The sequence below is a fragment of the Burkholderia humptydooensis genome (assembly GCF_001513745.1).
Taxonomy (GTDB): domain Bacteria; phylum Pseudomonadota; class Gammaproteobacteria; order Burkholderiales; family Burkholderiaceae; genus Burkholderia; species Burkholderia humptydooensis.
Map to the genome: position 1 here is coordinate 863,743 of NZ_CP013382.1, position 24,283 is coordinate 888,025.

Here is a 24,283-nt window from a genome sequence, read left to right on the forward strand (position 1 = left end):
GCGACATGAACGACTCACGCTTGAAATCCACCGATCCCGTTTCCATCCGGTCCGCAAGCGGCGAAGCCGACGCGGGCGCGCTCGGGCGTCTGCGCGCGCTGTGGCGCGCGTGGTCGCGCGCGGCGATGCCGCGCGAGCGCGCGAGCGCGACGAACCGGCTCGCGATCGACGCGCTGCCCGACGAGTGGACCGAGCTCGCGCCGGGCGGCCTGTACGTGGTGTACGCGGCGGCGCGCACGGGCGCGTGCGATGCGCTGATCCGGGACAGCGTGCGGCATGCGCGCACGCGCGACGTCACGGTCGTGCTCGCGCGCGAGCGCGCGGAGGTCGCGGCGCGGCTGCGCGAGATCGGCTTCGTCGACGGCGTGCACGCGCGGGGTTGGCCGCGGCGCTTGAACGTGCTCGCGATGCCGCCGCGCGATACGAACACGCGGGACGCGTCGGCCGCATTCGATACGCCGGACGAGCTGGACGCACTGAATCCGCAACTGGCGCAACTCTCGCAACGAGACGCCGCGCCCGAACCCGCAACCGCACCCGCGTTCGCGCGCCTCGTCGGCGGCCTGCGCGCGCTGAAGCGCTACCGCTTTCGTGCGAACGCGCTGTACTTCGTCGAAGGCGCCGAGCGCTGGCTCAGTTGGCACGATCCCGCCGCGCTGACGCACGAAGGGCGTGCGCTCGCCGGCTGGTGCCGCTCGCATCGGATCGCGCTCGTGCTGCTGATCGATCCGCAGGCGGCGGAGGCCGACGCGAGCCGCGCCGGCACGCCGCACACGGCAGCGTCGCGCATCGCGCCCGCCGCGCGTGACAACACGCATGGCGACGATCGCGCAGCAGATCGCATCGACGATCGCGCCGCCCCCTTCGCCGTCGACCGCACGCCCGCCGCGCGCGGCGGATTTCACGGCGCCTGCGCAGGCGTCGCGCAATTGCAGCGCACGCACGGCGAGCTGCGCTGGCGGGTCGATTTCTGGCGCGCGCGCGGCGCGGTCGCCACAGGCGAGGTGCGCGCGCTGCGCTTCACGGGCGACGGACGGCTCACGGCCGTGCCGGCGGCCGGCGCGCACGCGGCGCGCGGCGACGCGCGGCTCGCGTTCGACGAGATGCGCGTCGTCGCAAGCCGCCGCGTGGTCGAGCGCGAATCGTGGGTGCCGGGCGACTGGGACATCGTCGACGACAACGCCGCGGTGCTCGACGCCTGCGACGGCGCGCATGCGGCGACCGCGGTGCTCGCGTTCACCGGCCGCGCGCAGCTCGAGGCGCTGTGCGCGACGATCCACGCGCTGCGCCTGCGGTGCGGCGGCGCGCTGAAGATCATCGTCGTCGAGCGCGGCGAGGCGATGCGCCATCAGTTCGAGCAGCTCGCGCTGAACCTCGGCGCGAACCAGGTCGTCGCGCGCAACCTGCCGTTCTCGCGCGTGCTCGCGGTGCTGCGTTCGCTGCGGGGCCAACTGTATGCGCGCCCGGTCGCGGCCGACTATCGGGCCGCGCTCGCCGCGTCGCTCGGCGACACGGTGCTCGGCTATCTGCCCGTCGGCGCGTTCTGCTCGCATGCGCGCGCGGTGCTCGAGCGCAGCGCGGTGCTCGCGCTGTCGCATACGCTCGTGAAGCTGACGCTGCTGCCAGGCGTCGCGCATGCGCACGCGCTGCGCGCGTGCACGCTGCGCCGCGCGGGCGACGTGCTGACCGCCGACGCGCAGCACCTGTACCTGTTCCTGTTCGCCTGCGAACTCGCCGATGCGCACGACGTGCTCGGCCATCTCTTCGGCGTGCCGGTCGAGCGGATCGCGGATCGCGTCGTGCATCTCGCGGAAGAAAGCATCGAGCACGAGTTGAACGCGCTCGACGCGGCGAACCGGCGCGCGCCAATCGCCGATTACAGCGATCTCTTCTCGGCGGCGGCGGGCGGGCCCCCCGCGCGCGACGATGGTTCGTCGGCCGAACGCGCGCTGCGCGCATCGACCGAAACTGCGCAAATCGTCGTGCCGCCGCCGATCGCACCGATTACACCGACGGTTACGCCGCACGCGCCGCGACCGCTCCGGCCGCGCACTGCCGGCGCGATCGCCCACGCGCGCGCCCGCACCGCCACGCGCGACGCGATGCCGTTGCGCATCAGGGAGGCCGAATGATTTCGCTGATGGTCGCCGGCTTCGTCGCCGGCATCGTGATCGCCGTTGCGATCCGGCTCGTCGCGTCGCGCGGCGGCGCCGGCCGCGGGCTGTCGTTGCCGCGCGATTTCGATCGCCGCGACGCGGTCCACTGCACGATCGAACCGGTCGCGCTGCACGCGCGGTTGCTGCCGTCGGCCGCGCAACGCGAACGGCGGGACGGGCGATGAAGACGATCGCGATCGTTTCGACGACGGGCGGCGCGGGTCGCACGATGCTGACGGCGGCGCTCGCGGCGCTGCTCGCGCGCGGCGGCCGGCCGGTCGTCGCGCTCGATTTCGATCCGCAGAACCTGCTCGGCGTGCAGCTCGGGCTCGACGCGTTCGCGCCGGCGGGCGTCGCGCGCGCGCTGGCGGGCGCGGGCGTCGCGTGGCACGCGCACACGTGGCGCAGCGCGGATGGCGTGCTGTTCGTGCCGTACGGCCATGTCGATTCCGCGCAGGCGCTCGCGTGCGACGCGCGGCTCGCCGCCGATCCCGAATGGCTCGCGCGCTCGCTCGCCGACGTCGCGCTGCCGGCCGAAGGCGTGACGCTGATCGACACCGCGCGCTTCCCGTCGCAGCAGGCGGCGCATGCGTTGCGCTGCGCGGATCTCGCGCTGTGCGTCGTGCCGCCCGATCCCGCCGCGTGCGCGACGGCCGCCGCACGTCTGCCGGAGCTGCGCGCGGCGAGCGCGGGCGCGCTGCGCATCGTCGTGAACCGGCTGAACCCGGCGCGCGACATGCAGCGCGACGTGCTCGCGATGCTGCGTGCGGCGGCAGGCTCGGGCGTCGTGCTCGAGCAGCGCGTGCATCTCGATGCGGCATTGCCCGAGGCGCTCGCGCGCGGTACGTGGTTCTTCGACGACGCGCCGCATTCGCAGGCGTCGCACGATCTGCACGGCGTCGCGAGCTGGGTCGACGCATGGCTCGGCGCGCCGGCCGCGCGCGACGCGACGGGGGCGCCCGCATGACGGCGCGCGCGGCATTTCGTCGACGGATCGGCGGCGCGGCCGCGCGCGTGCGCGGCTGGGTCGCGCGCGGCCTCGGCGTATCCGACGAGCGTTCGTCGTTCGACTGGCTCGTGCGCGTGTTCTTCCATGCGCCCGCGCCGGGCACGCGCGACGTCGCGCGCGACTGGCTGCGCGCGGCGGTTCTTTGGGCCGCCGCGCAATGGGGCGTGACGCGGCCGCGCCGCGCGCGCGACTGGCTCTGGCGCGCGTTCGTGCGCGCGCCGCACGAAAGGCGGTCGCGCGCGCGCGATCCGTTCGCGTGGATCGACGCGACGCTCGTACCGGCGTTGACGCTCGCGCGCCGCATGCAGCGATGCATCGACGGATGGCTCGCCCGCTTGCCGTGGCATCGCTGGGGCGAGCGCGTCGAGCGCGGCGCGCAGCGCGCTGGCGCGCATCGCTGGCTGCTGCCGGCGAGCGGCGCGGCGGGGCTCGCGCTGTGGCTCGCGGCCGGCACGTCGCCGCTCGCGCCGGCGGGCCAGTTCGCGTTCTTCGCGACGCTCGCCGCGCTCGCGCTCGCGCTGCGCCGCATGCCGGGCCGCCTGCCGACGCTCGCGCTCGCGACGTTCGCGCTGCTTGCGATGGCGCGCTACATCTGGTGGCGCAGCACCGAGACGCTCGACTTGCGCACGCCGCTCGAAGCGTGCGTCGGCTATCTGCTGTACGCGGCCGAGGCGTACACATGGCTCATCCTCGTGCTCGGCTTCGTGCAGACCGCGTGGCCGCTCGAGCGTCCGGTCGCGCGCCTGCCGGACGATCCCGCCGGCTGGCCGAGCGTGGACGTCTACATTCCGACATACGACGAGCCGCTCGCCGTCGTGAAGCCGGCGATATTCGCCGCGCAGAGCCTCGACTGGCCCGCGGACAGACTCAACGTCTATCTGCTCGACGACGGCCGCCGCCCGGCGTTCGAGGCGTTCGCGCGCGATGCGGGCATCGGCTATCTGACGCGCGACGACAATCGCCACGCGAAGGCGGGCAACATCAACAGCGCGCTCGCGCGCACGCACGGCGAATACGTCGCGATCTTCGACTGCGATCACGTGCCGACGCGCTCGTTCCTGCAGACGACGATGGGCGCATTCCTTCGCGATCCGAACTGTGCGCTCGTGCAGACGCCGCATCATTTCTTCTCGCCGGACCCGTTCGAGCGCAACCTCGGCACGTTCCGCCGCGTGCCGAACGAGGGCAGCCTGTTCTACGGGCTCGTGCAGGCGGGCAACGACCTGTGGAACGCCGCGTTCTTCTGCGGCTCGTGCGCGGTGCTCAAGCGCGGCCCGCTCGAAGAGGTCGGCGGCGTCGCGGTCGAGACCGTCACCGAGGACGCGCACACCGCGCTCAAGCTGCATCGCCGCGGCTACACGAGCGCCTATCTGCCGACCGTGCAGGCCGCGGGCCTCGCGACCGAAAGCCTCGCGGGCCACATCCGGCAGCGCGCGCGCTGGGCGCGCGGAATGGCGCAGATCTTCCGGATCGACAATCCGTTCGTCGGCCGCGGCCTCGGCTTCTTCCAGCGCGTGTGCTACGGCAACGCGATGCTGCATTTCTTCTACGGCATTCCGCGGCTCGTGTTCCTGACGATGCCGATCGCGTACCTGTTCTTCCACCTGTATTTCATCAACGCGTCGGCGCTCGCGCTCGCCAGCTACGTGCTGCCGTACATGGCGCTCGCGCACGTCGCGAACGCGCGGATGCAGGGGCGCTTCAGGCATTCGTTCTGGGCCGAGGTGTACGAATCGGTGCTCGCGTGGTACATCGCGCTGCCGACGACGATCGCGTTCCTGAGCCCGAAGCACGGCAAGTTCAACGTGACCGCGAAGGGCGGGCGGATCGACGAAGGCTACGTCGACTGGGCGACGTCCAGGCCCTATCTCGCGCTCTTCGTGCTGAACGTCGCGGCGATCTTCGCGGGCGGCGTGCGGCTTGCCGCGGGCGGCGGCGACGAGGCGTCGACGATCCTGATGAACGTCGCGTGGGCGCTGTACAACCTCGCGATGCTCGGCGCGGCGCTCGCGGTCGCGCGCGAGGCGAAGCAGGTGCGCGTCACGCACCGGATCGCGATGCGGGTGCCGGCGACGCTGCTTCTCGCCGACGGCACGACGGCCGCGTGCCACACGAAGGACTACTCGGCGGGCGGCCTCGGGCTCGATGCGGTGCCGGGTGCGCGCATCGCGCTCGGCGACACGCTCGACGTCTGCGTGAGCCGCGGCGACCGGCCGTTCCATTTCCCGGTGCGCGTGACCCGCGTCGACGCCACGCATCTCGGCGTGCAGTTCGAGCGGCTGACGCTCGAGCAGGAGCGCCAGCTCGTGCAGTGCACGTTCGGCCGCGCGGACGCGTGGCTCGACTGGCGCGACGCGAACCGCGACGCCGACGACGCGCCGCTGCGCGGGCTGAAGGAGGTGCTCGCGATGGGGTTCGCTGGCTACGCGCGGATGCTGCGGGCAGCGACGAGCGCGATGCGGGCAAGACGCGCGGCCGACCGGACGCGTCATTGACGCGCCGATTCAACTGACGACGGAGCCACGTCGATGACGTTCTGGAATCTGTATTTCATTCTGAAGCTCTATCTGTTCGCGGCGGGCCATCTGAAGCCGCTGTGGATCGCGAACCTCGGTTTCGCGCTCGCGCTCGCACTGAGCTCGCCGGTGAGGCGGCGCGGCTTGCGGCTGCTGCGCCACGCGCTCGCGTTCGTGATCGGCGTGCCGCTGATGTACTACGAAGCGGACGTGCCGCCGTTCGCGCGGCTCGTCGAAACGCTCGGCAGCCTGCGCTCGTTCAGCGTCGGCTACTGGATGGAGCTCGTGCCGCGCTTCGTGCCGCCGATGCTCGCGCTGATCGCGCTCGGCGTCGTGATCGGCTATCTGATCGTCAATCGCTGGCTGCGCGTCGCGACGTTCGTGCTGCTCGCGCTGATCGCGCTGCCCGTGTGGCAGGCGGGCAGCGCGGCGCTCGCGCGCCTCGACGCGGCGGCCGTGGCCGCCGGGGCCGCGTCCGGGCCGGTTGAAACGGGGCGCGCCGCGCAGCCGCAGGATCACAACGCGGCGCTTGCCGCGTTCCGCTCGCAGGAATCGCAGCGGCAGGTGACGTTCGGCCGCCCGAGCGCCGATCCGGCGACGCAGTTCGACGTGATCGTGCTGCACGTCTGTTCGCTGTCGTGGGACGACCTCGACGTCGCGAAGCTGCGCAATCATCCGCTGCTGGGCCATTTCGACTATCTGTTCACGCACTTCAGCACGGCGGCGAGCTACAGCGGCCCGGCCGCGATCCGCGTGCTGCGCGCGAGCTGCGGGCAGGAGGCGCACGCGGACCTGTACAAGCCCGCGCCCGCGCAGTGCCATCTGTTCGCGCAGCTCGCGGGCGCCGGCTTCGCGCCGCAGACGCTGCTCAACCACGACGGCCACTTCGACAATTTCCTGCAGTTGATCCGCGACAACATCGGCGTGCCGAACGCGCCGATGATCCCGAACGCGGACGCGCCCGTCGCGATGCACGCGTTCGACGGCTCGGCGATCAAGGACGACTATGCGACGCTCGCGAACTGGTACGCGAAGCGCGGCGCGACCCTGGGCCCCGTCGCGCTGTACTACAACACGATCAGCCTGCACGACGGCAATCAGTTGACGAGCGGCCGGATGTCGAGCCTCGACTCGTATCCGCTGCGCGCGCGCAAGCTGATGGACGATTTCGACCGCTTCGCGGATCTGGTCGCCGCATCGGGCCGCCGCGCGGTGATCGTGTTCGTGCCCGAGCACGGCGCGGCGCTGCGCGGCGACGAGAAGCAGGTGGCGGGGCTGCGCGAGATTCCGACGCCGCGGATCGTGCACGGGCCGGTCGGCGTGCGGCTCGTCGGCTTCAAGGGCGACCACGGCGCGACGACCGTGATCGACGCGCCGGCGAGCTTCCTCGCGGTCGCGCAACTGCTGTCGAATCTCGTGTCGAACAGCCCGTTCAAGCCGGGCGTGACGCTGTCGCAATACGCGGCCGATCTGCCGCAGACGCGCATGATCGGCGAGAACGAAGGCACGGTGACGATGACGACGCCGACGGGCTACGCGGTGAAGACGCCGGACGGCGTATGGATCGAGGAAAAATGACGAACGGGAATCCGGACACGGCGGCGATGGCGCGCGGCGGTGAGCCGCTGCCGTCGAACGACATTGCGGGGCTCGCGCGCCGCGTGCGCGAGATCGATCCGTCGCGCTATCTCGACGAGCAGGCGCGGCTCGCGTACCACGATGCGCTCGACCGGTGGCCGCTGCTCGCGAAGCTGATGGGGCTCGCGGATTGACGCAGGCGGGCTTCGTCGCGCGATGCGCGCGGCGCCGCGCCGCCCGCTCAATACGGCCGGTCGCCGACGATCGTCGCGCGATGCATCACCCGGTGCGTTTTCCCATAGTCGTTCACCGCGTAGTGGATCGTCGAGCGGTTGTCCCAGAACGCGACGTCGCCCGGCTGCCAGCGCCAGCGCAGCGTGAACTCGGGCCGCGACTGATGCGCGAACAGGAAGCGCAGTAGCGCCGCGCTTTCTTCGTCGGGCAGCTCGTTGATCTCGGTCGTGAAGCCCTCGTTGACGAACAGCGCATGGCGGCCGTTCTCCGGATGCGTGCGCACGACGGGATGCGTGACGCCCGGATGCGTCGCGCGCGTTTCTTCCCAGCGCGCGCGATCCTCCGCTGTGAGGCCGAAGCGCTTCAGCGGAAACGACTTCGTGAAGTCGTGCTGCGCGGTGAGGCCGTCGAGCTGTGTCTTCACGCGATCGGACAGCGCGTCGTAAGCGGCGAAGCCGCTGCCCCACAGCGTGTCGCCGCCCGTCTCGGGCAGCGTGCGCGCGGCGAGGATCGACGCGCGCGGCGGCGTTTCGACGAACGTCACGTCCGTATGCCAGATCGCGTTGTCCTTCAGGTCGAACACGGCGTTGTCGAGCACCATGATCTCGCGCGCATCCGGATGCGACGGATAGATCGGATGAACGTGCAGATCGCCGAAACCGGCCGCGAAGTCGCGATGCTGGACCGCGCTCAGGCGCTGGCCGCGAAAGAACAGCACCTGATGGCGCGCGAGCGCGGCGCGGAGGTCGTCGCGCAGGTCGTCGGTCGCGTTCGAGAGGTCCACGTCGTCGACGATCGCGCCGATCGCGGGTGTCAGTCGGGTCAGTTTCAGTCGGGTCATCGTCGGTCCGGATTCGGTGTGTCGGCGTCGGAGCGCGGCTTGCGTGCGCAGCCGGCGCTCGTGCGCCGCGCGTGGCGGAAAGCCGGAGAGTCTCGCAAAGCGCATGCGTGCGGTGAACCAACGAAATCCGCATTGCTTATCGTTGCGCCGGGATTGCAGCCGGCCCGGCGCAATCGCCGAATGCGCCGTCTCATATCCTTCGCAGATTTCGTTGTTTAACAGACGGCGCGCATCCCGGTAATCTCGACGGCCATCCGAATTCAACGCATCCAGAAGAAGGGAAGGCCTCATGATTCTCAAGCGCATCCTCGTCGCCGCGACGCTCGCCGTGGCCGTCTTTTCCGCGGTTCGTTCGCAGTCCGCATGGGCGGACACGGTGAACGTCGCCTATCAGTACGGCGCCGATCCGGCGAAGCTCGCGCAGGCGGGAGCCGCGTACGAGAAGGCCACCGGCTGGAAGATCAACTGGCGCCGCTTCGATTCGGGCGCGGACGTCGTCGCGGCGCTCGCATCCGGCGATGTCCAGATCGGCGACGTCGGGCAGAGCCCGTTCACCGCCGCGGTGTCGCGCGGCGTGCCGATCCAGGCGGTCGTGCTGAACGCGCTCACCGGCGTGTCGGAAGCGCTCGTCGTGCGCGGCGGCGCGCATATCGACAAGCCGGCCGATCTCGTCGGCAAGACGATCGCGACGCCTTACGCATCGAACTGCCACTATGCGCTGCTCGCCGCGCTCAAGCACTGGGGCATCGATGCGCAGCGCGTGAAGATCGTGAACCTCGGGCCGACGGAGATCGTCGCCGCGTGGGAGCGCGGCGTGATCGACGCCGCATACACGTGGGACCCGGCGCTCGGCCGCGCGAAGGCGAGCGGCGGCAAGGTGCTCGTCGATTCGGCCGAGGTCGGCAAGTGGGGCGCGCCGACGTTCGACCTGTGGGCGGTGCGCAGCGATTTCGCGCAGGCGCATCCGGATTTCGTGTCGAAGTTCGTGAGCGTGACGACGCAGGCGATCGCCGACTATCGCGCGAACGGCCGCGCGTGGACGAGCGCGTCGCCGCAGGTCGCCGCGATCTCGCGGCTGAGCGGCGCGACGACGGGCGACATTCCGCAACTGCTCGCGGGCAATCTCTATCCGACGGCCGCCGAGCAGGCGTCGCCCGAGCTGCTCGGCGGCGGGACGGCCGCCGCGATCGCGTCGACCGCGCGCTTCCTGAAGGAGCAGCGCAAGATCGACCGCGTGCTGCCCGATTATCGGCCGACGGTGACGGACCGGTTCGTCCGCGCGTCGGTCGCCGCGCGCTGATCCGACGCGGCGGCACCGGCATGGCGAAGCTTTCCGCGCAACAGGTATCCGTCGTCTACGCGTCGCGCCGCGGCGCGCTGACGGCGCTCGAGAACGTATCGATGTCGGTCGGCAGCGGCGAGATCGTCGTCGCGCTCGGCGCGTCCGGCTGCGGCAAGAGCACGCTGCTGTCGCTGCTCGCCGGCTTCCAGCCGCCGACGTCGGGCCGCGTGAGCGTGGACGGCGCGCCCGTCACGGGGCCCGGCGCCGATCGCGGCGTCGTGTTCCAGGACGACGCGCTGATGCCGTGGCTCAACGTGATCGACAACGTCGCGTTCGGGCTGCGGATGCAGGGCGTCGGCCGCGACGCACGCAACGCGCGGGCGCGCGACGTGCTGCGGCTCGTGAAGCTCGCGGGCTTCGAACAGCACCGGATCGACGAGATTTCGGGCGGCATGCGTCAGCGCGTCGGGCTCGCGCGCGCGCTTGCCGCGGACCCGTCGTTCCTGCTGATGGACGAGCCGCTCGGCGCGCTCGACGCGCTGACGCGCGAGCACATGCAGACGCTGCTGCTCGACGTGTGGCGCGCGACCGGCAAGGGCGTCTTTCTGATCACGCACAGCGTCGAGGAAGCGGTGTTGCTCGCGACCGAGCTGCTGATCCTGTCGCCGCGGCCGGGCCGGATCGTCGCGCGTCATTCGCTCGATTTCGCGCGGCGCTACGCGCACGGCGAATCGATGCGCTCGATCAAGAGCGATCCGCGCTTCACCGAAATCCATCTCGCGCTCGTCGAGCAGTTGATGCGCGAAACCGAGGAGGTCTGACGTTGGCCGCGACCGAACCGAATTCCGATCTCGCCCTGCCGCTTTCGGCGACGAACGCGGCCGCCGCGGCGTTGCGCGTGCGCCGCGGGTTGCGCGTGCATGCGGGCCACGCGGCCGCGCTCGCGACGTGGGTCGCGCTCGTCGCCGGATGGTGGCTCGCGGCGCGCTTCGAATGGGTGCCGGCCGCGCTGCTGCCGGGCCCCGAGGCCGTGCTGCGCAAGCTCGTCGTGCTGAGCACCGAGGGCTTCGACGATGCGACGCTAGGCCAGCATCTGCTCGCGAGCCTGTCGCGGATCGCGACGGCGTTCGCGCTCGCGGTCGTCACCGCGATTCCGGTAGGCATCCTGATCGCGACGAACCGGATCGTGCGCGGCGTCGTCGATCCGGTCGTCGAGTTCTACCGCCCGATTCCGCCGCTCGCGTACTTGCCGCTGATGGTCGTCTGGTTCGGGATCGGCGATGCGTCGAAAGTCCTGCTGATCTATCTGACGATGTTCGCGCCGCTCGCGATCGCGACCGCCGCGGGCGCAAGCGGCGTATCGGAAAGCCGCCTGCGCGCGGCCGCTTCGCTCGGCGCGACGCGCTTCAAGCTGCTGCGCCACGTCGTGCTGCCGAGCGCGCTGCCCGACATCCTGACCGGCGTGCGCATCGCGCTGGGCGCGGGGTGGTCGACGCTCGTCGCGGCGGAGCTGATCGCGGCGACGCGCGGGCTCGGCTTCATGTTGTACTCGGCGTCGCGGTTCCTCGTGACGGACGTCGTGATCGCGGGGATCCTCGTGATCGGCGCGATTGCGCTCGCGCTGGAAATCGGCTTGCGCGCGTTGCAGCGGCGATTGACGCCGTGGCGGGCGGATTAGGGTCTGTTTACATACGGAACGTGCATGCGAATGCCCGAAATCGCCCGTAGGGCAAGAAGTGAGGAGTGCCGTTTGGCCGAGCCAAACAAGCGACGAGCGACGCCGCCCTACGGGCGATTTCGGGCATTCCCCTGGAATGGATTCCAAGTTTGGGGTTGCCACGAGAACGGCCGCTCGCCGCGTTGCGCTCCTTGCGAATACGTCCAGTATTCGCCGCGTCACGCGCCTCGCGAGCGGCCGTTCTCGTGGCAACGCATGCACGTTCCGTATGTAAACAGACCCTAGGGTCTGTTCAATGCGCGTCGTGCCGCTGCCCGCCGGCGATCGACGTCGTCGATCCATGCGCGGCCGACGCTTCGGATGACGAAGCACGCAGGCGCCTCGCCTTGAAGATCGCACAGCCCTTCGACGACAGATCGAGCAGGAACGACTTCAGCGCGTTCTCGTCGGGGATCGGATTGCGCCCCTTGCCGATTCGATGGAGCTGCCGCGTGTACCACGTGATCTCGAGCGAGCCGAGGCTGTCGAGGTATTTGACGCCCGTGCTGAGCGGCTTCACGCGATGCCGCGTTTCCTCGCCGCGCAACAGCCGCGCGGGCGCGTCGGGCTCGATCGCGAGGATGCGCCCGAGGCCGATCAGGTCGAGCGCGCCGTCGCGCAGCGGCGCCTGCATGCCGGCGAGGCTGCGGAAGCCGCCCGTGACCATCAGCGGCACCGTCACTTCGGCGCGCACCTTCTCGGCGAACGCGAGGAAATACGCTTCGCGCGCGATCGTCGACGCCTTGCGGTCGCCAAGCTGCATCACGGGCGCTTCGTAGGTGCCGCCGGAGATTTCGACCAGATCGATGCCCGCATCGACGAGCGCGCGGATCACGTCGCGCGATTCTTCCTCGGTGAAGCCGCCGCGCTGGAAATCGGCCGAATTGAGCTTGATGCCGATCGGAAAGTCCGGGCCGACCCGGCGTCGCACTTGCGCATACACCGCGAGCACGAAGCGCCGGCGATTCTCGGCGCTGCCGCCCCATTCGTCGGTGCGCTGGTTGTGCTGCGGCGACAGGAACTGATTGATCAGATAGCCATGCGCGCCGTGCAACTGGACACCGGTGAAGCCCGCCTGCTGCGCGATGGCGGCCGTCGTCCCATAGCGCCGGATCAGATCGTCGATCTCGGCGCTCGTCAGCGCGCGCGGCACCGCGAAATACGGCGACAGCTTCGGCCCGAAGCCGATCGCCGACGGCGCGACGGTCTCCGCGTTGAGTCCGCGTATTGCCTGCTTGCCCGGGTGATTGATCTGCATCCAGACCTCGCTGCCGTGCGATTTCGCGGCCGCGGCCCATTCGCGCAGGCGCGGCAGGTCGCGGTCGTCCTCGATCACGGCGTTGCCGGGCTCGCCGCGCGCCTGGCTGTCGATCATCACGTTGCCGGTGACGAGCAGCCCCGCGCCCGAATTCGACCAGCGCCGGTACAGCGCGATCAACTGCGGCGTCACGCGGCCGTCGTGACCGCACAGCGCTTCGCTCAGCGCCGATTTCACGATGCGATTTTTCAGCACGACGCCGTTCGGCAGCGTGAGCGGCTGCGCGAGCAACGCGCCCGCGGCGGGATTCGGATCGGACATGGCGTGACGCTCCGGTTGGGTCGACGGTCAGGCATCCATCGATGAATGTTACATCAATGGATGTATTTGTTGAGATCGTAGGTTCAAAATCGGAACTGAGTCAAGACGGGGTGACGCGGATGCCGATTCGGGTTCCGGAGCGGTCGAGCCGGGCGGCGCGCCGACGATGCGGTTAGAGGAGATCGCCCAATTCGGCGGCGCGCAGCGAAATCGCCAAAAAACAATCGGCAAGAAATCGGCAAAAACGACAAGACGCGCGTCTCGCCCGAGGCGCCCGTATCGACGCTCAATGCATCGACAGACACGATGCGCACTGCTTGCGGCCCAGCGGCGCGAACGCGAGGCACGGCAGGTCGACCGAGCACGCGGACAGGCTGCCGTCCGCGGACGCCATTGCGTTGCCGAGGCGATGCAGCGCGATGCCCGAGCGGCGGTACAGGCGCTCGATCGACAGCGTCATCACGCCGACCACGCGCGTCGCGCCGAGCGACGCGGCCACCGTGAGCACCGACGGAAAGAAGTCCATCCCGAGCGGCTCGCGCCCGGTCGCGCGGCGGCGCCGGCGCGACGCGGCGAAGCGCGACATTTCCCAGACGGCCGGCGATTGCGGCGCGGGCGACGAGCCGAGCAGATGCGGAAACACGTCGCGCAGCAGATACGGGCCCGTCGTCGGCAGCAGGCGCGCATAGCCGCAGACTTCGCGCGCGTCGTCGAGCGCGACGACGTGAACCGTCGACGGACCGTCGAACTCGTCCCATTCCGCATGATCGTCATGCGCGCGACCCGCGATCGTCCAGCCGAGCCGGCGGACGAACACGTCGTAGCGATACGCGCCGAGATCGGTCTGGACGTGCGGCGGCAGTTCGTTCAATCGGCCCGCGATGATGTATGACATGGCGCTTGGTTCTCCGATGGATCGATCGTTGGCGTGAGGACAGCGCGCGTCCGATCGCGTATGAGCGGTGAGGGGCGAGAGGCTCGCGCGCGACGCAGCCTCGCCGCGGCAGGGCGACGATGGCGGCGGCGGATGAGACGGGCGGCGCTAACGAATCCGGATGGACCGCGCGCTCATGGAAAGATGAGCCCCTGTCGCGTCGCCTTCACGGCGGCGAACGTGCGGCTGCGCGTGTTGAGCTTCTCCATCGCGTTCTCGATGTGGAAGTCGACCGTGTATTTGGAGATGTCGAGCATGTTCGCGATGACCCACGACGACTTGCCGCGCGCGACCCACGTGAGGCACATCTGTTCGCGGTCCGTCAGATGGACGGACGGCGGAATCGGGCTGCACGTGCGCATGCTCTGGAACTGCAGGTTGAACTGCATGCCGAGCAGATACGCGTTGCGCCATTTCGCGTCGGCGTCGTGCGTCGGCGCGGTGCCGGACAGGCTGACCAGCAGCACGCGTCCGAGCGGCTGATGCAGCGGAATGCTGATGCCGTTGTCGAGTCCCGCGTCCTCCGCTTCCATCAGCAGATGCCGTTCGCGCAGATTCGACGTCGCGATGTCGTTCCACGAGAACGGCGTGCTGTACTGGAATGCCGCGCGATGGACGGGATCGATGGCGAAGTAGTCGCTGCGGGTGTAATGCTCGACCCACTCCGACGGATAGTGCAGCGAGACGACGTCGATCGATGCCGGATGCGACGCGCCCGACAGTTCGACGATCGCATGGTGCTGATAGCCGATCTGCAGCGCCGCCTGCCTGAAAGTCTCGATCAGTGTGCGGACGTCGCGCGACTCCGGCAAGGTGGCGGAGAGCATCGGTGTCGAAGCGCTTTCCCCGGACGACGACCCCGCACCGTCGTCTCCACCTGTTCGATATTCGCGTTGAAGCAGCCTGCTCAATTTGCATGCCCCCGTTATTGAAAATCAAGACTTTCGAAAGTGCCGTGTACCGGGTTGGGGACGCGTCGCCAATGAAAATCGGATAACGCAATGACGTTGAAATTGTCTGCAAATAATATCAAATGCAATAACGATTGCAAGAGCGGCGTTCGGATAATCGGCGGTTCATTTTGGGAGAGCGTCCGATATTTTTATCTCGATGCGCCGGGTATTTTTCGCTGCCTGAAACGATCCGGATGACGAGGTGGTGGGGTGCGAGCAGATTGACGCAGCGATCGGCATCTTAAACCGATGCTGCGATGCAATAGGCAAGTTCATTTCATTTTCGCGTCGGCAAGTTTTTATGCGGGGAGCGAGTAAGCATGGAATCGTCGCGGGAAATCGCTGCCGGCGGGGAGTGGCGGTGAATGATTATTCGGGCGGATTCGGGCTTATTAGATGTGCGGTAAATTCTTGTTTTCGTCGGAAAATGGCGAGCGAATATATTCGTGGCGGAACGCGAGCCGGCGCCGCATTTCGCGCGGCGATCCGGCCGGCCTTCAGAGCGTTTTGACGAGATTCGCCGCGTCCGCGCGCAGCGCGACGCGATCGAATTTTCCGTTCGGATTGCGCGGCAGCGACGCGCGGGTTGCGATCGTATGCGGCACCATGTACGGCGGAAGCTGCTGCGCGCACCATGCGCGCAGCGCGTCGTGCGCGAACGAAGCGGCGGACAGCGGCACGACGACGAGCGTGATCGATTCGCCGAGTTCGTCGTGGGGCACGCCGAGCGCGACCGCTTCGGCCACGAGCCCGCTCGCGTGCGCGACATCCTCGATCTCCTCGGGGCTGATCCGGTAGCCGGAGCGCTTGATCTGCGCATCGTTGCGCGCGACGAAATAGAGGAATCCGTCGTCGTCGCGGCGCACGAGATCGCCGGACCAGACGGCCGTCTCACGCGGCGCGCCGCCCGGCTTCGCCTCGGGCGAGGGCCGATAGCGAAGCGCGGTGCGCGCCGCATCGTTCCAGTAGCCGAGCGTCACGCAAGCGCCGACGTGAACCAGTTCGCCGACCTCGTTCGGCGCGCATGGCGCGCCGTCCTCGCGCACGACGAGAATCCGCGCGTTCGGCATCGCCTTGCCGATCGAGTCGGGGCGACGGTCGACTTCGGCGGGGTCGAGCTAGGTCGAGCGGAACGCTTCCGTCAGCCCGTACATCAGATACGGCGATGCGTTCGGGAACAGGTCGCGCAGCGCACGCAGCACCGGTTGCGGCATGTGGCCGCCGGTGTTCGCGAAATAGCGCAGCCGTGTGCGCGCATCGCGACAGATGAATGCATGCGCAACCATTGGGATTCGTTCGGCCCGGCGTGCGTGGTCGAGCGCGCGGAACGCGGCGCATGCGCATCGATTTGCGCGCGTCGGCCCGTGATGCTCGTTCAGTCCGTGCCCGCGGCGGCGTGAGCGTCGGCGTCACAGCGCATCGTGAAAGATGATCCCGAGCGTGTATCGTTGCCCGGAGCGCAAGCGGCTCACGCCATGCCGAAGATTCACCCGATATGCGCCGCGCGCGCCTTGCACCGGACGATGATGAACGGCGAAGACGACCGCGTCGCCTTGTTCGAGCGGCACGACGTCGACGCGCGATTGCATGCGCGGCCGTTGCTCGGTGATCACGAATTCGCCGCCCGTGAAATCGGCGCCCGGCTTCGACAGCAGGATCGCCGCCTGCAGCGGGAATACATGCTCGCCGTACAGATCCTGATGCAGGCAGTTGTAGTCGTCTTCGCGATAGCGCAGCAGCAGCGGCGTCGGACGCCGTTGCCCGGCCGCGTGACAACGTTCGATGAATCGTTCGTGCTCGGCGGGGAAGCGCGCGTCGATGCGCATCCGCGCATGCCAGCGATTCGCGATCGGCGCGAGGTGCGGATAGAGCGACGTGCGCAGCGCGTGGATCGCGCGCGGCAGCGGGTGGCCGAAATACTGGTATTCGCCGCGGCCGAACCCGTGGCGCGCCATCGTCACGCGGCTGCGGAACAGCGCGTCGCGCGCGTAGAGCGCGGCGAGCGCTTCGCACGTGCGCGGCGCGAGCAGCCCGCGGACGATCGCGTGACCGTCGCGGTCGAGATCCCGTTCGATCGACGCCCACGGCAGCGCGTCGATCCGTTGCGCGAGCGCCGTTTCGCGCGCCGCGCCGCTCGCCGTTTCGTCGCGCGCGCGGGCGGCCGCCACAGGTGGTTCGGACATCGTATTCATCGGCGCTTCCTCGCTGCATCGTGGGGGGATCGATGCGGCCAGTCTAGCGAGGCGGGCGATTCCACGCACACCGGATCTTGCGCTGCAATTCGCGCCGCGCGTTGCACGCCGCCGCCGCACGCCGCGCCGTCATTCCGCCACGCGCGTCAGAGCAACGCGTGAAAGGTCCAATAGAGCGCGCCCGCGAGCACGATCGACGCGGGCAGCGTCAGCACCCACGCGAGCACGAGGCTGCGCACCGTGCTCCATTGCAGTCCCGAACCGTTCGCGGCCATCGTGCCCGCGACGCCGGACGACAGCACGTGCGTCGTCGACACCGGCAGCCCGTATGCATCGGCCGCGCCGATCGTCAGCATCGCGACGACTTCCGCCGATGCGCCTTGCCCGTACGTCAGATGCTGCTTGCCGATCTTCTCGCCGACGGTCACGACGATGCGCCGCCAGCCGACCATCGTGCCGAGGCCGAGCGCGATCGCGACCGCGACCTTGACCCAGGTCGGAATGAACTTTGTCGCGTGATCGAGGTGCTTGCGATAGTCGTCGAGCGCGCGGCGGTCCGCCTGCGAGAACGCCGGCTGGCCGGTCTTCTCCATCAGGCGCAGCGCTTCGGACACCAGATACATCGTATTGCGAACGTTGTCCGCCTGGCCCTCGGGCACTTTCGCGATCGAGCCCGTCGCGCCGACTTCGGCCGCGAGTGCGTCGGACAACTGACGAACCGCGGGCAGCGTCGCGCCGCCCAGGCGGCGCGACTGCACGTACGTCTGCACTGCGGCGCGCGGGTTCGGCGACGGCGGCGCGTCGCCCGCATAGTGCGCGAGCGCCTCGGACGCGCGATGCGCGACGGCGATGAACGTCTGCGTCTCGCCGGGCGTGACCGCCTTGTTGAGCGCGTACGCGGTCGGCACGGTGCCGATCAGGATCAGCATGATGAGCCCCATGCCTTTCTGCCCGTCGTTCGAGCCGTGCGCGAACGACACGCCGGTGCAGGTCAGGATCAGCAGGCCGCGGACCCAGAACGGCGGCGGCTCGTTCGTCTGCGGCTCGAGATACAGCGCGGGCACGCGCACGAGCGCCTTCAGCGCGACGAGCAGCAGGCCCGCGCACAGGAACCCGGCGATCGGCGAGAACAGCAGCGACTTGCCGACGCCCGCCGCCTGCGCCCAGTCGACGCCGCTCGTGCCGGACGGCCCGTGCATCAGTTGATTCGCGAGCCCGACGCCGATGATCGAGCCGATCAGCGTGTGCGAGCTCGACGAAGGCAGGCCGAAATACCAGGTCGCGAGATTCCATGCGATCGCCGCGATCAGCAGCGCGAACACCATCGCGAAGCCCGCGCCGTGGCCGACCTGCAGGATCAGCTCGACGGGCAGCAGTTGCAGGATGCCGAACGCGACCGCGCCCGTGGACGCCATCACGCCGAGAAAATTCCAGATGCCCGACCAGATGACCGCGACGTTCGGCGTCAGCGAATGCGTGTAGATGACGGTCGCGACGGCGTTCGCGGTGTCGTGGAAGCCGTTGACGAACTCGAAGCCGAGCGCGATCGCGAGCGCGACGCCGAGCAGCAGATACGGAAACGCCGAGCGTCCGCCGACGGGGGCGAGATCCGCGAACAGGTGGACGAACACATACGCGACGCCGGCTGCGAGGAGGGCGACGAGGAGCGCGACGCCCAGATGCCGGGTGCGCCCGAGCTCTTCGCTCGCCGCAGCGGACAGAGGGTGGTTCATGACGGCCCTTGTTTGGAACGGACCTTTCGATCCTAGCCGTCGCGATCAGGCAGTTTGATGACAGCGCGCAAAGGAGGCGCGATTCGGAGGCGCGATTCGGGCGTGCGGTTCGTCGGCGGCGCGGCACTGGCAGCCGCGCGCCGTCACGGAATCGGCAGCTCGGCTTCGCGCTTCACCTCGCGCAGCGACAGCGCCGACTCGATCGACGTGACGCCCGGCAGCACGCGCAGCGTCTCGCGCAGGAACGTGCCGTAGTCGTCGAGATCGTGCGCGACGACTTGCAGCAGATAGTCGGCGGACCCCGACACGTTGTGGCACGATAGGATGCGCGGAATGCCGAGCACCTCGCGCTCGAAGCGGTTCGCGACGCTGCGGTCGTGAACCGAGCAGCGCAGCAGCACGAACGCGACGACGCCGAAGCCGAGCGCGTTGCGCGAGAGCTGCGCGCGATAGCGCTCGATGTAGCCGTCGCTTTCGAGGCGCTTGAGCCGGCGCGCGCACGGCGTTTCGCTCAGGCCCACCGAATCGGCGAGGCGGGCGACCGGGATGCGGCCGTCGAGCTGCACTGCGGCGAGAATGGCGCGGTCGGTTTTGTCGAGATCGATCATGGTGTGGGAATGCTCTAAAAAATCTGTTTCCAGTAGTGTATTCCAATAAATTTGGTGCATCTGCCGGCTAAATTAGCCAAAAAATCCTTGCCGGGAAGGTGCAATATGGAGCCCTTTTCCACCCGGGTTCGATCATGCTTTCCGCTCATCTGCTGCTCGTCTACGTCGCTGCCGTCGTCGCTGTCTACGCCGTGCCCGGCCCCGACATGGCGTTCGTGCTGCAGACGGGCATCGGTCGCGGCGCGCGGCACGGCGCGGCCGCCGCCGCCGGGCTCGGGCTCGCGCGCGCCGCGCACGTGACGCTGTCCGCGTGCGGCATCGCCGCGCTCCTGAAGAGCGCGCCGTGGCTCTACGAGACCGTGCGCTACGGCGGCGCGCTGTACCTCGCGTACGTCGCGGTGCAGATCTTCCGCTCGCCGGCGTTTGCGCTGCCCGACGACGGCGCGCCCGCTGCCCGGCTGCGTCATACCTTCGCCAAGGGCCTCCTCACCAACCTGCTCAACCCGAAGGCGCTGCTGTTCTGCTCGGTGCTGCTGCCGCAGTTCGTCCAGCAGGGCGGCGCGCCGGTGATCGCGCAGATGGCGGCGCTCGGCGCGGTGCTCGTGCTCGCGGGCTTATGCTTCGATCTCGCGTGCGTCGCCGGCGCGACGCGCATCGCCGGATGGTTGCGCGCGCATCCGCTTGCGCAGATCGCGCAGCGCTGGACGTTTTCCGCCGTGCTGTTCGGCTTCGCGCTGCGACTGTCGATCGACTGACTCGATCGGCTGACGCGACGCGCGCGAGTGCCGGCATCGGCATCGATGCACGACGCGATCGACGCACGCGAGGCAACTAACCGCGAATTTCCCGGAATCGCCTGAAATCGCCCGAATCGGCGCGCCGCGCGCGCCGCCCGTGCGCAAGCGCGTCTCGCGCGGCGCGTCGAACGTCGCGAACGGCCGTCGCGAGCGCTCGAGATGCGTGCGCAGGAACGCCGCGCGTGCTTTACACTTGCTTTGCCGTACTGTCGCACGGTCCCCGTGGCGGCGTGTGTGCGCCGTCCGACATACCGCCCGGAACTGCGATCGGGCGACCGTGTCCGAATCCTGGCAACCCGTTATCACGGCTTCTGGAGGATCCGAATATGGCAAGGCATCTTCACGCCGGCAACGAATCGCAGATCGTCGCCGAATCCACGTGCATCGGCCCGTGCGATCCGGCCGAGACGATTCATGTGGCGGTGATGTTGCGGCGGCAGGAAGAGCAGCACCTCGATTCGCTGTTGCAAGGCCTCGCGAGCGGCGATCCGAACGCGAAGCCGGTCTCGCGCGAAGCGTTCGCCCAGCGTTTCTGCGCCCATCCCGACGACGTCGGGAAAGTCGAGGCGTTCGCGCAGCGGCACGGCCTCGCGGTCGCGCGCGTCGATCCGGTCGAGAGCCTCGTCGTGCTGACGGGCACGATCGCACAGTTCGAGGCGGCGTTCGGCGTGAAGCTCGAGCGCTTCGAGCACCGGACGATCGGCCAGTATCGCAGCCGCACGGGCGACATCACGCTGCCGGACGAGCTGCACGACGTCGTCACCGCGGTGCTCGGGCTCGACAATCGCCCGCAGGCCCGGCCGCACTTCCGGCTGCGGCCGACTTTCCAGCCCGCGCGCGGCACGGCCATCACCTTCACGCCGCCGCAGATCGCGGCGCTCTACGATTTCCCGCCCGGCGACGGCGCGGGCCAGTGCATCGCGATCGTCGAGCTCGGCGGCGGCTATCGGCCGGCCGAGGTCCAGCAGTATTTCAGCGGCCTCGGGCTCGCGCGGCAGCCGAAGCTCGTCGACGTGAACGTCGGCGCCGGCCGCAACGCGCCGACGGGCGATCCGAGCGGGCCGGACGGCGAAGTCGCGCTCGATATCGAGGTCGCGGGCGCGATCGCGCCCGGCGCGACGCTCGCCATCTATTTTGCGCAGAACAGCGACGCCGGCTTCATCCAGGCGGTCAACCAGGCCGTGCACGACACGACGAACCGGCCGTCCGTCGTGTCGATCAGTTGGGGCGCGGCGGAGGCTAGCTGGACGTCGCAATCGATCCAGGCGTTCGGCCGCGTGCTGCAGTCGGCCGCGGCGCTCGGCGTGACGGTGTGCGCGGCGTCCGGCGACGACGGCTCGAACGACGGCTTGCAGGACGGCGCGAATCACGTCGATTTCCCGGCGTCGAGCCCGTACGTGCTCGCGTGCGGCGGCACGCGGCTCGACGCGCTGCCGGGGCAGGGCATTCGCAGCGAGGTCGTGTGGAACGACGAAGCGGCGGGCGGCGGCGCGACGGGCGGCGGCGTCAGCACCGTGTTCGACGCGCCGCAGTGGCAGAGCGGCCTGAGCGCGACGCTCGCGCAGGGCGGCAGTGCGTCGCCGCTCGCGAAGCGCGGCGTGCCGGACGTCGCGGGTGACGCGTCGCCCGCGACGGGCTACGAGGTGCTCGTCGCGGGCACGTCGACGGTGATGGGCGGCACGAGCGCCGTCGCGCCGCTGTGGGCCGCGCTCGTCGCGCGGATCAACGCGGCGGCGGGCAGCCCCGCAGGCTGGATCAACCCGAAGCTGTACCGGAACGCGGGCGCGCTGCACGACGTCTCGGTGGGCGACAACGGCGCGTATGCGGCGACGCCGGGCTGGGACGCGTGCACGGGGCTCGGCAGCCCGGACGGCGCGAAGGTCGCGGCGGCGCTGAAGAGCGGCGCGGCGGGCTGACGGGCGGCGGGCGAGACGGTGCGCGGCGTCGCGCATGCCGGCGCGCCGACGCATCGGGCACGCAGGCGCGCGGGCACGCGGGCTGCGGCGTTGCGGCGCTTGACGCCGGAGGCGGGGTGCCGGAGATTTTTGCGGTGCGGGACGGCCGGAGCTGGGCCCAGCCGCGGCGGTTCGGCGGCGCCGGTGCACGATGCACGGCACCCCCGACGAAGCGATCATCGCGCCGGCGGCGACGTGACGCGCCATAAGCGCCGCGCGGCCGGCGCGGCGACGATGATTTCGAATTCCCGGCTCGCCGTTGCGGCGATGCCGGCGCCGCAACGGCGTGTCGCCGCCGCTGCGGCGAAGCAGCAGCGAAGCAGCGGCGAAGCAGCGGCGGCAGCGGCGGCAGCGCATTGCGCGAAGCCGGCCCGAAGCCGGCCCGGCGTGATTCGCCTTCCGCGGCGCGCACGCGGCCGGCGTCGGCGGCAAACGGCTTGGCACGATTGACGATTCGTTCATGCACCCTCAATAGAACAGAAGGAGCAGCACGATGAGCATCGATTCGACTTCTTCCGGCGGCGTGCAGCCGCTGCATCACGGCGCTTCGGCTTCGGTTCACGCGCCGCCGCCGATCGTCGTCACGCCGAAGGACGACGGCGATCAGCCGTTCTTCGACCCGCTCGCCTACGGCAACGGTCCCGACGATTCGGTGGCGGACACGACCGAGGCCGCGGCGATCACGCACCACACGATCCAGATCGACGGCCGCACGATCGCGTACACGGCAGCCGCGGGCCACCTCGTGACCGTCGACGCGAGCAGTTCGCAGCCGGCCGCGAAGATCTTCTACGTCGCGTTTACGCAGGACGGCCAGCAGGAGGAAACGCGCCCCGTCACGTTCTTCTACAACGGCGGGCCGGGCTCGTCGGCGGTGTTCGTGCTGCTCGGCTCGTTCGCGCCGCGGCGGATCCGCACGTCGATGCCGAGCTTCACGCCGCCCGCGCCGTACCGGATGGAAGACAATCCGGACAGCCTGATCGACAAGAGCGACCTCGTGTTCATCAATCCGGTCGGCACCGGCTATTCGGCAGCGATCGCGCCACGCAAGAACCGCGATTTCTGGGGCGTCGATCAGGACGCGAACTCGATCAAGCAGTTCATCAAGCGCTATCTGACGAAGAACAACCGCTGGAACTCGCCGAAGTACCTGTTCGGCGAATCGTACGGCACCGCGCGCAGTTGCGTGCTCGCGTTCAAGCTGCACGAGGACGGCGTCGACCTGAACGGGATCACGCTGCAGTCGTCGATCCTCGATTACCGGCAGGCGGGCAATCCGGTGGGCGCGCTGCCGACCGCGGCGGCCGACGCGTGGTATCACAAGCGGCTCGGCGTCGCGCCGGCGCCGGCCGATCTCGGCGCGTTCGTCGAGGAGGTCGCGCAGTTCGCGCGCACCGACTATCTCGGCGCGCTGCGCAAGTTCCCGCAGGCCGACGCGGCCGTCGTCAAGAAGCTGTCCGACTATACCGGCATCGACACGACGACGCTGCTGTCGTGGAGCCTCGACATCGCGGGCTACGACACGCGCGGCAACTCGCTGTTCCTCACGACGCTGCTCAAGGCGCGCGGCCTCGCGCTCGGCGCGTACGACGGCCGCGTGACGGGGATCGAATCGGGGATCGCGGGCAAGATCGATCCGAACTCGGGCGGCAACGATCCGACGATGACCGCGGTGTCGGGCGTCTACACGGCGATGTGGAACGCGTATCTGAACGAGCAACTGAAGTACACGTCGAACTCGTCGTTCACCGACCTGAACGATCAGGCGTTCAAGTACTGGGACTTCGGCCACATCGATCCGACGGGCGCGCAGCAGGGCGTCGATCCGAAGGGCAACGTGATCCTGTACACGGCGGGCGATCTCGCCGCGACGATGGCGCTGAACGTCGACCTGAAGGTGCTGTCGGCGAACGGTCTCTACGATTTCGTCACGCCGTTCTACCAGACGGTGCTCGATCTGCAGCAGATGCCGCTCGAGGCGCCGGCGGTACGGCAGAACCTGTCCGCGCGGTTCTATCCGTCGGGGCACATGGTGTATCTCGACGGCGGCTCGCGCACCGCGCTCAAGCACGATCTCGCGCAGATGTACGAATCGACGGTGCGCGACACCGCGGCGGTGATGCGGATTCGCGCGTTGCAGGAGAAAAAGCGCACGTAGCGCGGCGCTTCGAAGCCGGCGGCGAGCGCCCGAAACGCCTT

Annotated in this window: 19 protein-coding genes and 1 pseudogene; 12 read left to right on the plus strand and 8 right to left on the minus strand. The window is 69.4% G+C overall.

The genetic code is table 11. The features are described from left to right. Positions 1–5 precede the first annotated feature (5 nt). The 6 genes from bcsE to AQ610_RS22915 are packed head-to-tail and all read left to right on the plus strand — an operon-like array spanning position 6 to position 7,453. Positions 6–2,132, plus strand: a complete 2,127-nt coding sequence (gene bcsE / locus AQ610_RS22890) for a cellulose biosynthesis protein BcsE (protein WP_043283169.1) — start codon at positions 6–8, stop codon at positions 2,130–2,132. Continuing rightward, positions 2,129–2,341 (plus strand): hypothetical protein, encoded by a 213-nt coding sequence (locus AQ610_RS22895; protein WP_006028953.1) that lies wholly within the window; start codon positions 2,129–2,131, stop codon positions 2,339–2,341. The genes bcsE and AQ610_RS22895 overlap by 4 nt, the downstream gene beginning before the upstream one ends. Then, positions 2,338–3,123 (plus strand): cellulose biosynthesis protein BcsQ, encoded by a 786-nt coding sequence (gene bcsQ, locus AQ610_RS22900; protein WP_006028952.1) that lies wholly within the window; start codon positions 2,338–2,340, stop codon positions 3,121–3,123. Before AQ610_RS22895 ends, bcsQ begins: the two co-directional genes overlap by 4 nt. Continuing rightward, complete coding sequence (gene bcsA / locus AQ610_RS22905) at positions 3,120–5,660, plus strand: UDP-forming cellulose synthase catalytic subunit (protein WP_006028951.1); 2,541 nt, start codon at positions 3,120–3,122, stop codon at positions 5,658–5,660. The genes bcsQ and bcsA overlap by 4 nt, the downstream gene beginning before the upstream one ends. 33 nt (positions 5,661–5,693) lie before the next feature. Beyond that, the gene (gene bcsG / locus AQ610_RS22910) at positions 5,694–7,259 is read left to right on the plus strand and encodes a cellulose biosynthesis protein BcsG (protein ID WP_006028950.1); all 1,566 of its coding nucleotides are present in this window, start codon (positions 5,694–5,696) and stop codon (positions 7,257–7,259) included. Then, positions 7,256–7,453, plus strand: coding sequence for a hypothetical protein (locus AQ610_RS22915; protein WP_006028949.1), 198 nt, complete (start codon positions 7,256–7,258; stop codon positions 7,451–7,453). The genes bcsG and AQ610_RS22915 overlap by 4 nt, the downstream gene beginning before the upstream one ends. Before the next feature lie 47 nt (positions 7,454–7,500). Here AQ610_RS22915 and tauD read toward each other — a convergent pair whose 3' ends face one another. Beyond that, on the minus strand, positions 7,501–8,334 hold the full coding sequence (tauD, locus tag AQ610_RS22920; RefSeq protein ID WP_015603273.1) for a taurine dioxygenase: 834 nt from the start codon (positions 8,332–8,334) through the stop codon (positions 7,501–7,503). Positions 8,335–8,623: 289 nt separating this feature from the next. Between tauD and tauA the strand changes: the two genes are divergently transcribed. Genes tauA through AQ610_RS22935 form a run of 3 tightly spaced genes read left to right on the plus strand, consistent with a single transcriptional unit; the run spans position 8,624 to position 11,294 of the window. Beyond that, positions 8,624–9,634 (plus strand): taurine ABC transporter substrate-binding protein, encoded by a 1,011-nt coding sequence (gene tauA, locus AQ610_RS22925; RefSeq protein ID WP_006028947.1) that lies wholly within the window; start codon positions 8,624–8,626, stop codon positions 9,632–9,634. 20 nt (positions 9,635–9,654) lie between these two features. Further along, the gene (locus AQ610_RS22930; protein ID WP_006028946.1) at positions 9,655–10,437 is read left to right on the plus strand and encodes a taurine ABC transporter ATP-binding protein; all 783 of its coding nucleotides are present in this window, start codon (positions 9,655–9,657) and stop codon (positions 10,435–10,437) included. Between the two features lie 2 nt (positions 10,438–10,439). Beyond that, positions 10,440–11,294 (plus strand): ABC transporter permease subunit, encoded by an 855-nt coding sequence (locus AQ610_RS22935; RefSeq protein ID WP_006028945.1) that lies wholly within the window; start codon positions 10,440–10,442, stop codon positions 11,292–11,294. Positions 11,295–11,586: 292 nt separating this feature from the next. Here AQ610_RS22935 and AQ610_RS22940 read toward each other — a convergent pair whose 3' ends face one another. The 7 genes and pseudogenes from AQ610_RS22940 to AQ610_RS22970 form a co-directional block, all read right to left on the minus strand. Then, positions 11,587–12,912, minus strand: a complete 1,326-nt coding sequence (locus tag AQ610_RS22940) for an NADH:flavin oxidoreductase/NADH oxidase family protein (protein ID WP_006028944.1) — start codon at positions 12,910–12,912, stop codon at positions 11,587–11,589. Positions 12,913–13,198: 286 nt separating this feature from the next. Further along, positions 13,199–13,807, minus strand: a complete 609-nt coding sequence (locus AQ610_RS22945; RefSeq protein ID WP_006028943.1) for an acyl-homoserine-lactone synthase — start codon at positions 13,805–13,807, stop codon at positions 13,199–13,201. A 173-nt stretch (positions 13,808–13,980) separates the two neighbouring features. Then, positions 13,981–14,673, minus strand: coding sequence for an N-acyl-homoserine lactone dependent regulator BpsR3 (gene bpsR3 / locus AQ610_RS22950; protein ID WP_006028942.1), 693 nt, complete (start codon positions 14,671–14,673; stop codon positions 13,981–13,983). 623 nt (positions 14,674–15,296) lie between these two features. Then, positions 15,297–16,058, minus strand: a pseudogene (locus AQ610_RS22955) (AMP-binding protein); the annotation flags it as partial. Between the two features lie 150 nt (positions 16,059–16,208). Next, positions 16,209–16,991 (minus strand): 2OG-Fe(II) oxygenase, encoded by a 783-nt coding sequence (locus AQ610_RS22960; RefSeq protein ID WP_006028939.1) that lies wholly within the window; start codon positions 16,989–16,991, stop codon positions 16,209–16,211. 146 nt (positions 16,992–17,137) lie between these two features. Then, positions 17,138–18,724: an inorganic phosphate transporter gene (locus tag AQ610_RS22965; protein ID WP_006028938.1), complete on the minus strand. Its 1,587-nt coding sequence runs from the start codon at positions 18,722–18,724 to the stop codon at positions 17,138–17,140. A 143-nt stretch (positions 18,725–18,867) separates the two neighbouring features. Continuing rightward, the gene (locus tag AQ610_RS22970; RefSeq protein WP_006028937.1) at positions 18,868–19,332 is read right to left on the minus strand and encodes an Lrp/AsnC family transcriptional regulator; all 465 of its coding nucleotides are present in this window, start codon (positions 19,330–19,332) and stop codon (positions 18,868–18,870) included. A gap of 134 nt (positions 19,333–19,466) precedes the next feature. Between AQ610_RS22970 and AQ610_RS22975 the strand changes: the two genes are divergently transcribed. The 3 genes from AQ610_RS22975 (at position 19,467) to AQ610_RS22990 (ending at position 24,242) form a co-directional block, all read left to right on the plus strand. Further along, positions 19,467–20,087, plus strand: a complete 621-nt coding sequence (locus tag AQ610_RS22975; protein WP_006028936.1) for a LysE family translocator — start codon at positions 19,467–19,469, stop codon at positions 20,085–20,087. Between the two features lie 368 nt (positions 20,088–20,455). Next, a complete protein-coding gene (locus tag AQ610_RS22980; RefSeq protein WP_006028935.1) occupies positions 20,456–22,045 on the plus strand; it encodes a S53 family peptidase in 1,590 nt (529 codons plus the stop codon). Between the two features lie 532 nt (positions 22,046–22,577). Continuing rightward, positions 22,578–24,242: a S10 family peptidase gene (locus AQ610_RS22990; RefSeq protein ID WP_006028934.1), complete on the plus strand. Its 1,665-nt coding sequence runs from the start codon at positions 22,578–22,580 to the stop codon at positions 24,240–24,242. Positions 24,243–24,283: the final 41 nt, after the last annotated feature.

Bases quoted from the DNA above. Each gene is read 5' to 3' on its own strand.
- AQ610_RS22930 (WP_006028946.1), top strand. From the start codon at position 9,655: ATGGCGAAGCTTTCCGCGCAACAGGTATCCGTCGTCTACGCGTCGCGC.
- bpsR3 (WP_006028942.1), bottom strand. From the start codon at position 14,673: ATGCTCTCCGCCACCTTGCCGGAGTCGCGCGACGTCCGCACACTGATC.
- AQ610_RS22990 (WP_006028934.1), top strand. From the start codon at position 22,578: ATGAGCATCGATTCGACTTCTTCCGGCGGCGTGCAGCCGCTGCATCAC.
- AQ610_RS22970 (WP_006028937.1), bottom strand. From the start codon at position 19,332: ATGATCGATCTCGACAAAACCGACCGCGCCATTCTCGCCGCAGTGCAG.
- bcsG (WP_006028950.1), top strand. From the start codon at position 5,694: ATGACGTTCTGGAATCTGTATTTCATTCTGAAGCTCTATCTGTTCGCG.
- AQ610_RS22980 (WP_006028935.1), top strand. From the start codon at position 20,456: ATGGCAAGGCATCTTCACGCCGGCAACGAATCGCAGATCGTCGCCGAA.
- bcsE (WP_043283169.1), top strand. From the start codon at position 6: ATGAACGACTCACGCTTGAAATCCACCGATCCCGTTTCCATCCGGTCC.
- tauD (WP_015603273.1), bottom strand. From the start codon at position 8,334: ATGACCCGACTGAAACTGACCCGACTGACACCCGCGATCGGCGCGATC.
- AQ610_RS22915 (WP_006028949.1), top strand. From the start codon at position 7,256: ATGACGAACGGGAATCCGGACACGGCGGCGATGGCGCGCGGCGGTGAG.
- AQ610_RS22895 (WP_006028953.1), top strand. From the start codon at position 2,129: ATGATTTCGCTGATGGTCGCCGGCTTCGTCGCCGGCATCGTGATCGCC.
- bcsA (WP_006028951.1), top strand. From the start codon at position 3,120: ATGACGGCGCGCGCGGCATTTCGTCGACGGATCGGCGGCGCGGCCGCG.
- AQ610_RS22940 (WP_006028944.1), bottom strand. From the start codon at position 12,912: ATGTCCGATCCGAATCCCGCCGCGGGCGCGTTGCTCGCGCAGCCGCTC.
- AQ610_RS22965 (WP_006028938.1), bottom strand. From the start codon at position 18,724: ATGAACCACCCTCTGTCCGCTGCGGCGAGCGAAGAGCTCGGGCGCACC.
- bcsQ (WP_006028952.1), top strand. From the start codon at position 2,338: ATGAAGACGATCGCGATCGTTTCGACGACGGGCGGCGCGGGTCGCACG.
- AQ610_RS22945 (WP_006028943.1), bottom strand. From the start codon at position 13,807: ATGTCATACATCATCGCGGGCCGATTGAACGAACTGCCGCCGCACGTC.
- AQ610_RS22975 (WP_006028936.1), top strand. From the start codon at position 19,467: ATGCTTTCCGCTCATCTGCTGCTCGTCTACGTCGCTGCCGTCGTCGCT.
- AQ610_RS22960 (WP_006028939.1), bottom strand. From the start codon at position 16,991: ATGAATACGATGTCCGAACCACCTGTGGCGGCCGCCCGCGCGCGCGAC.
- tauA (WP_006028947.1), top strand. From the start codon at position 8,624: ATGATTCTCAAGCGCATCCTCGTCGCCGCGACGCTCGCCGTGGCCGTC.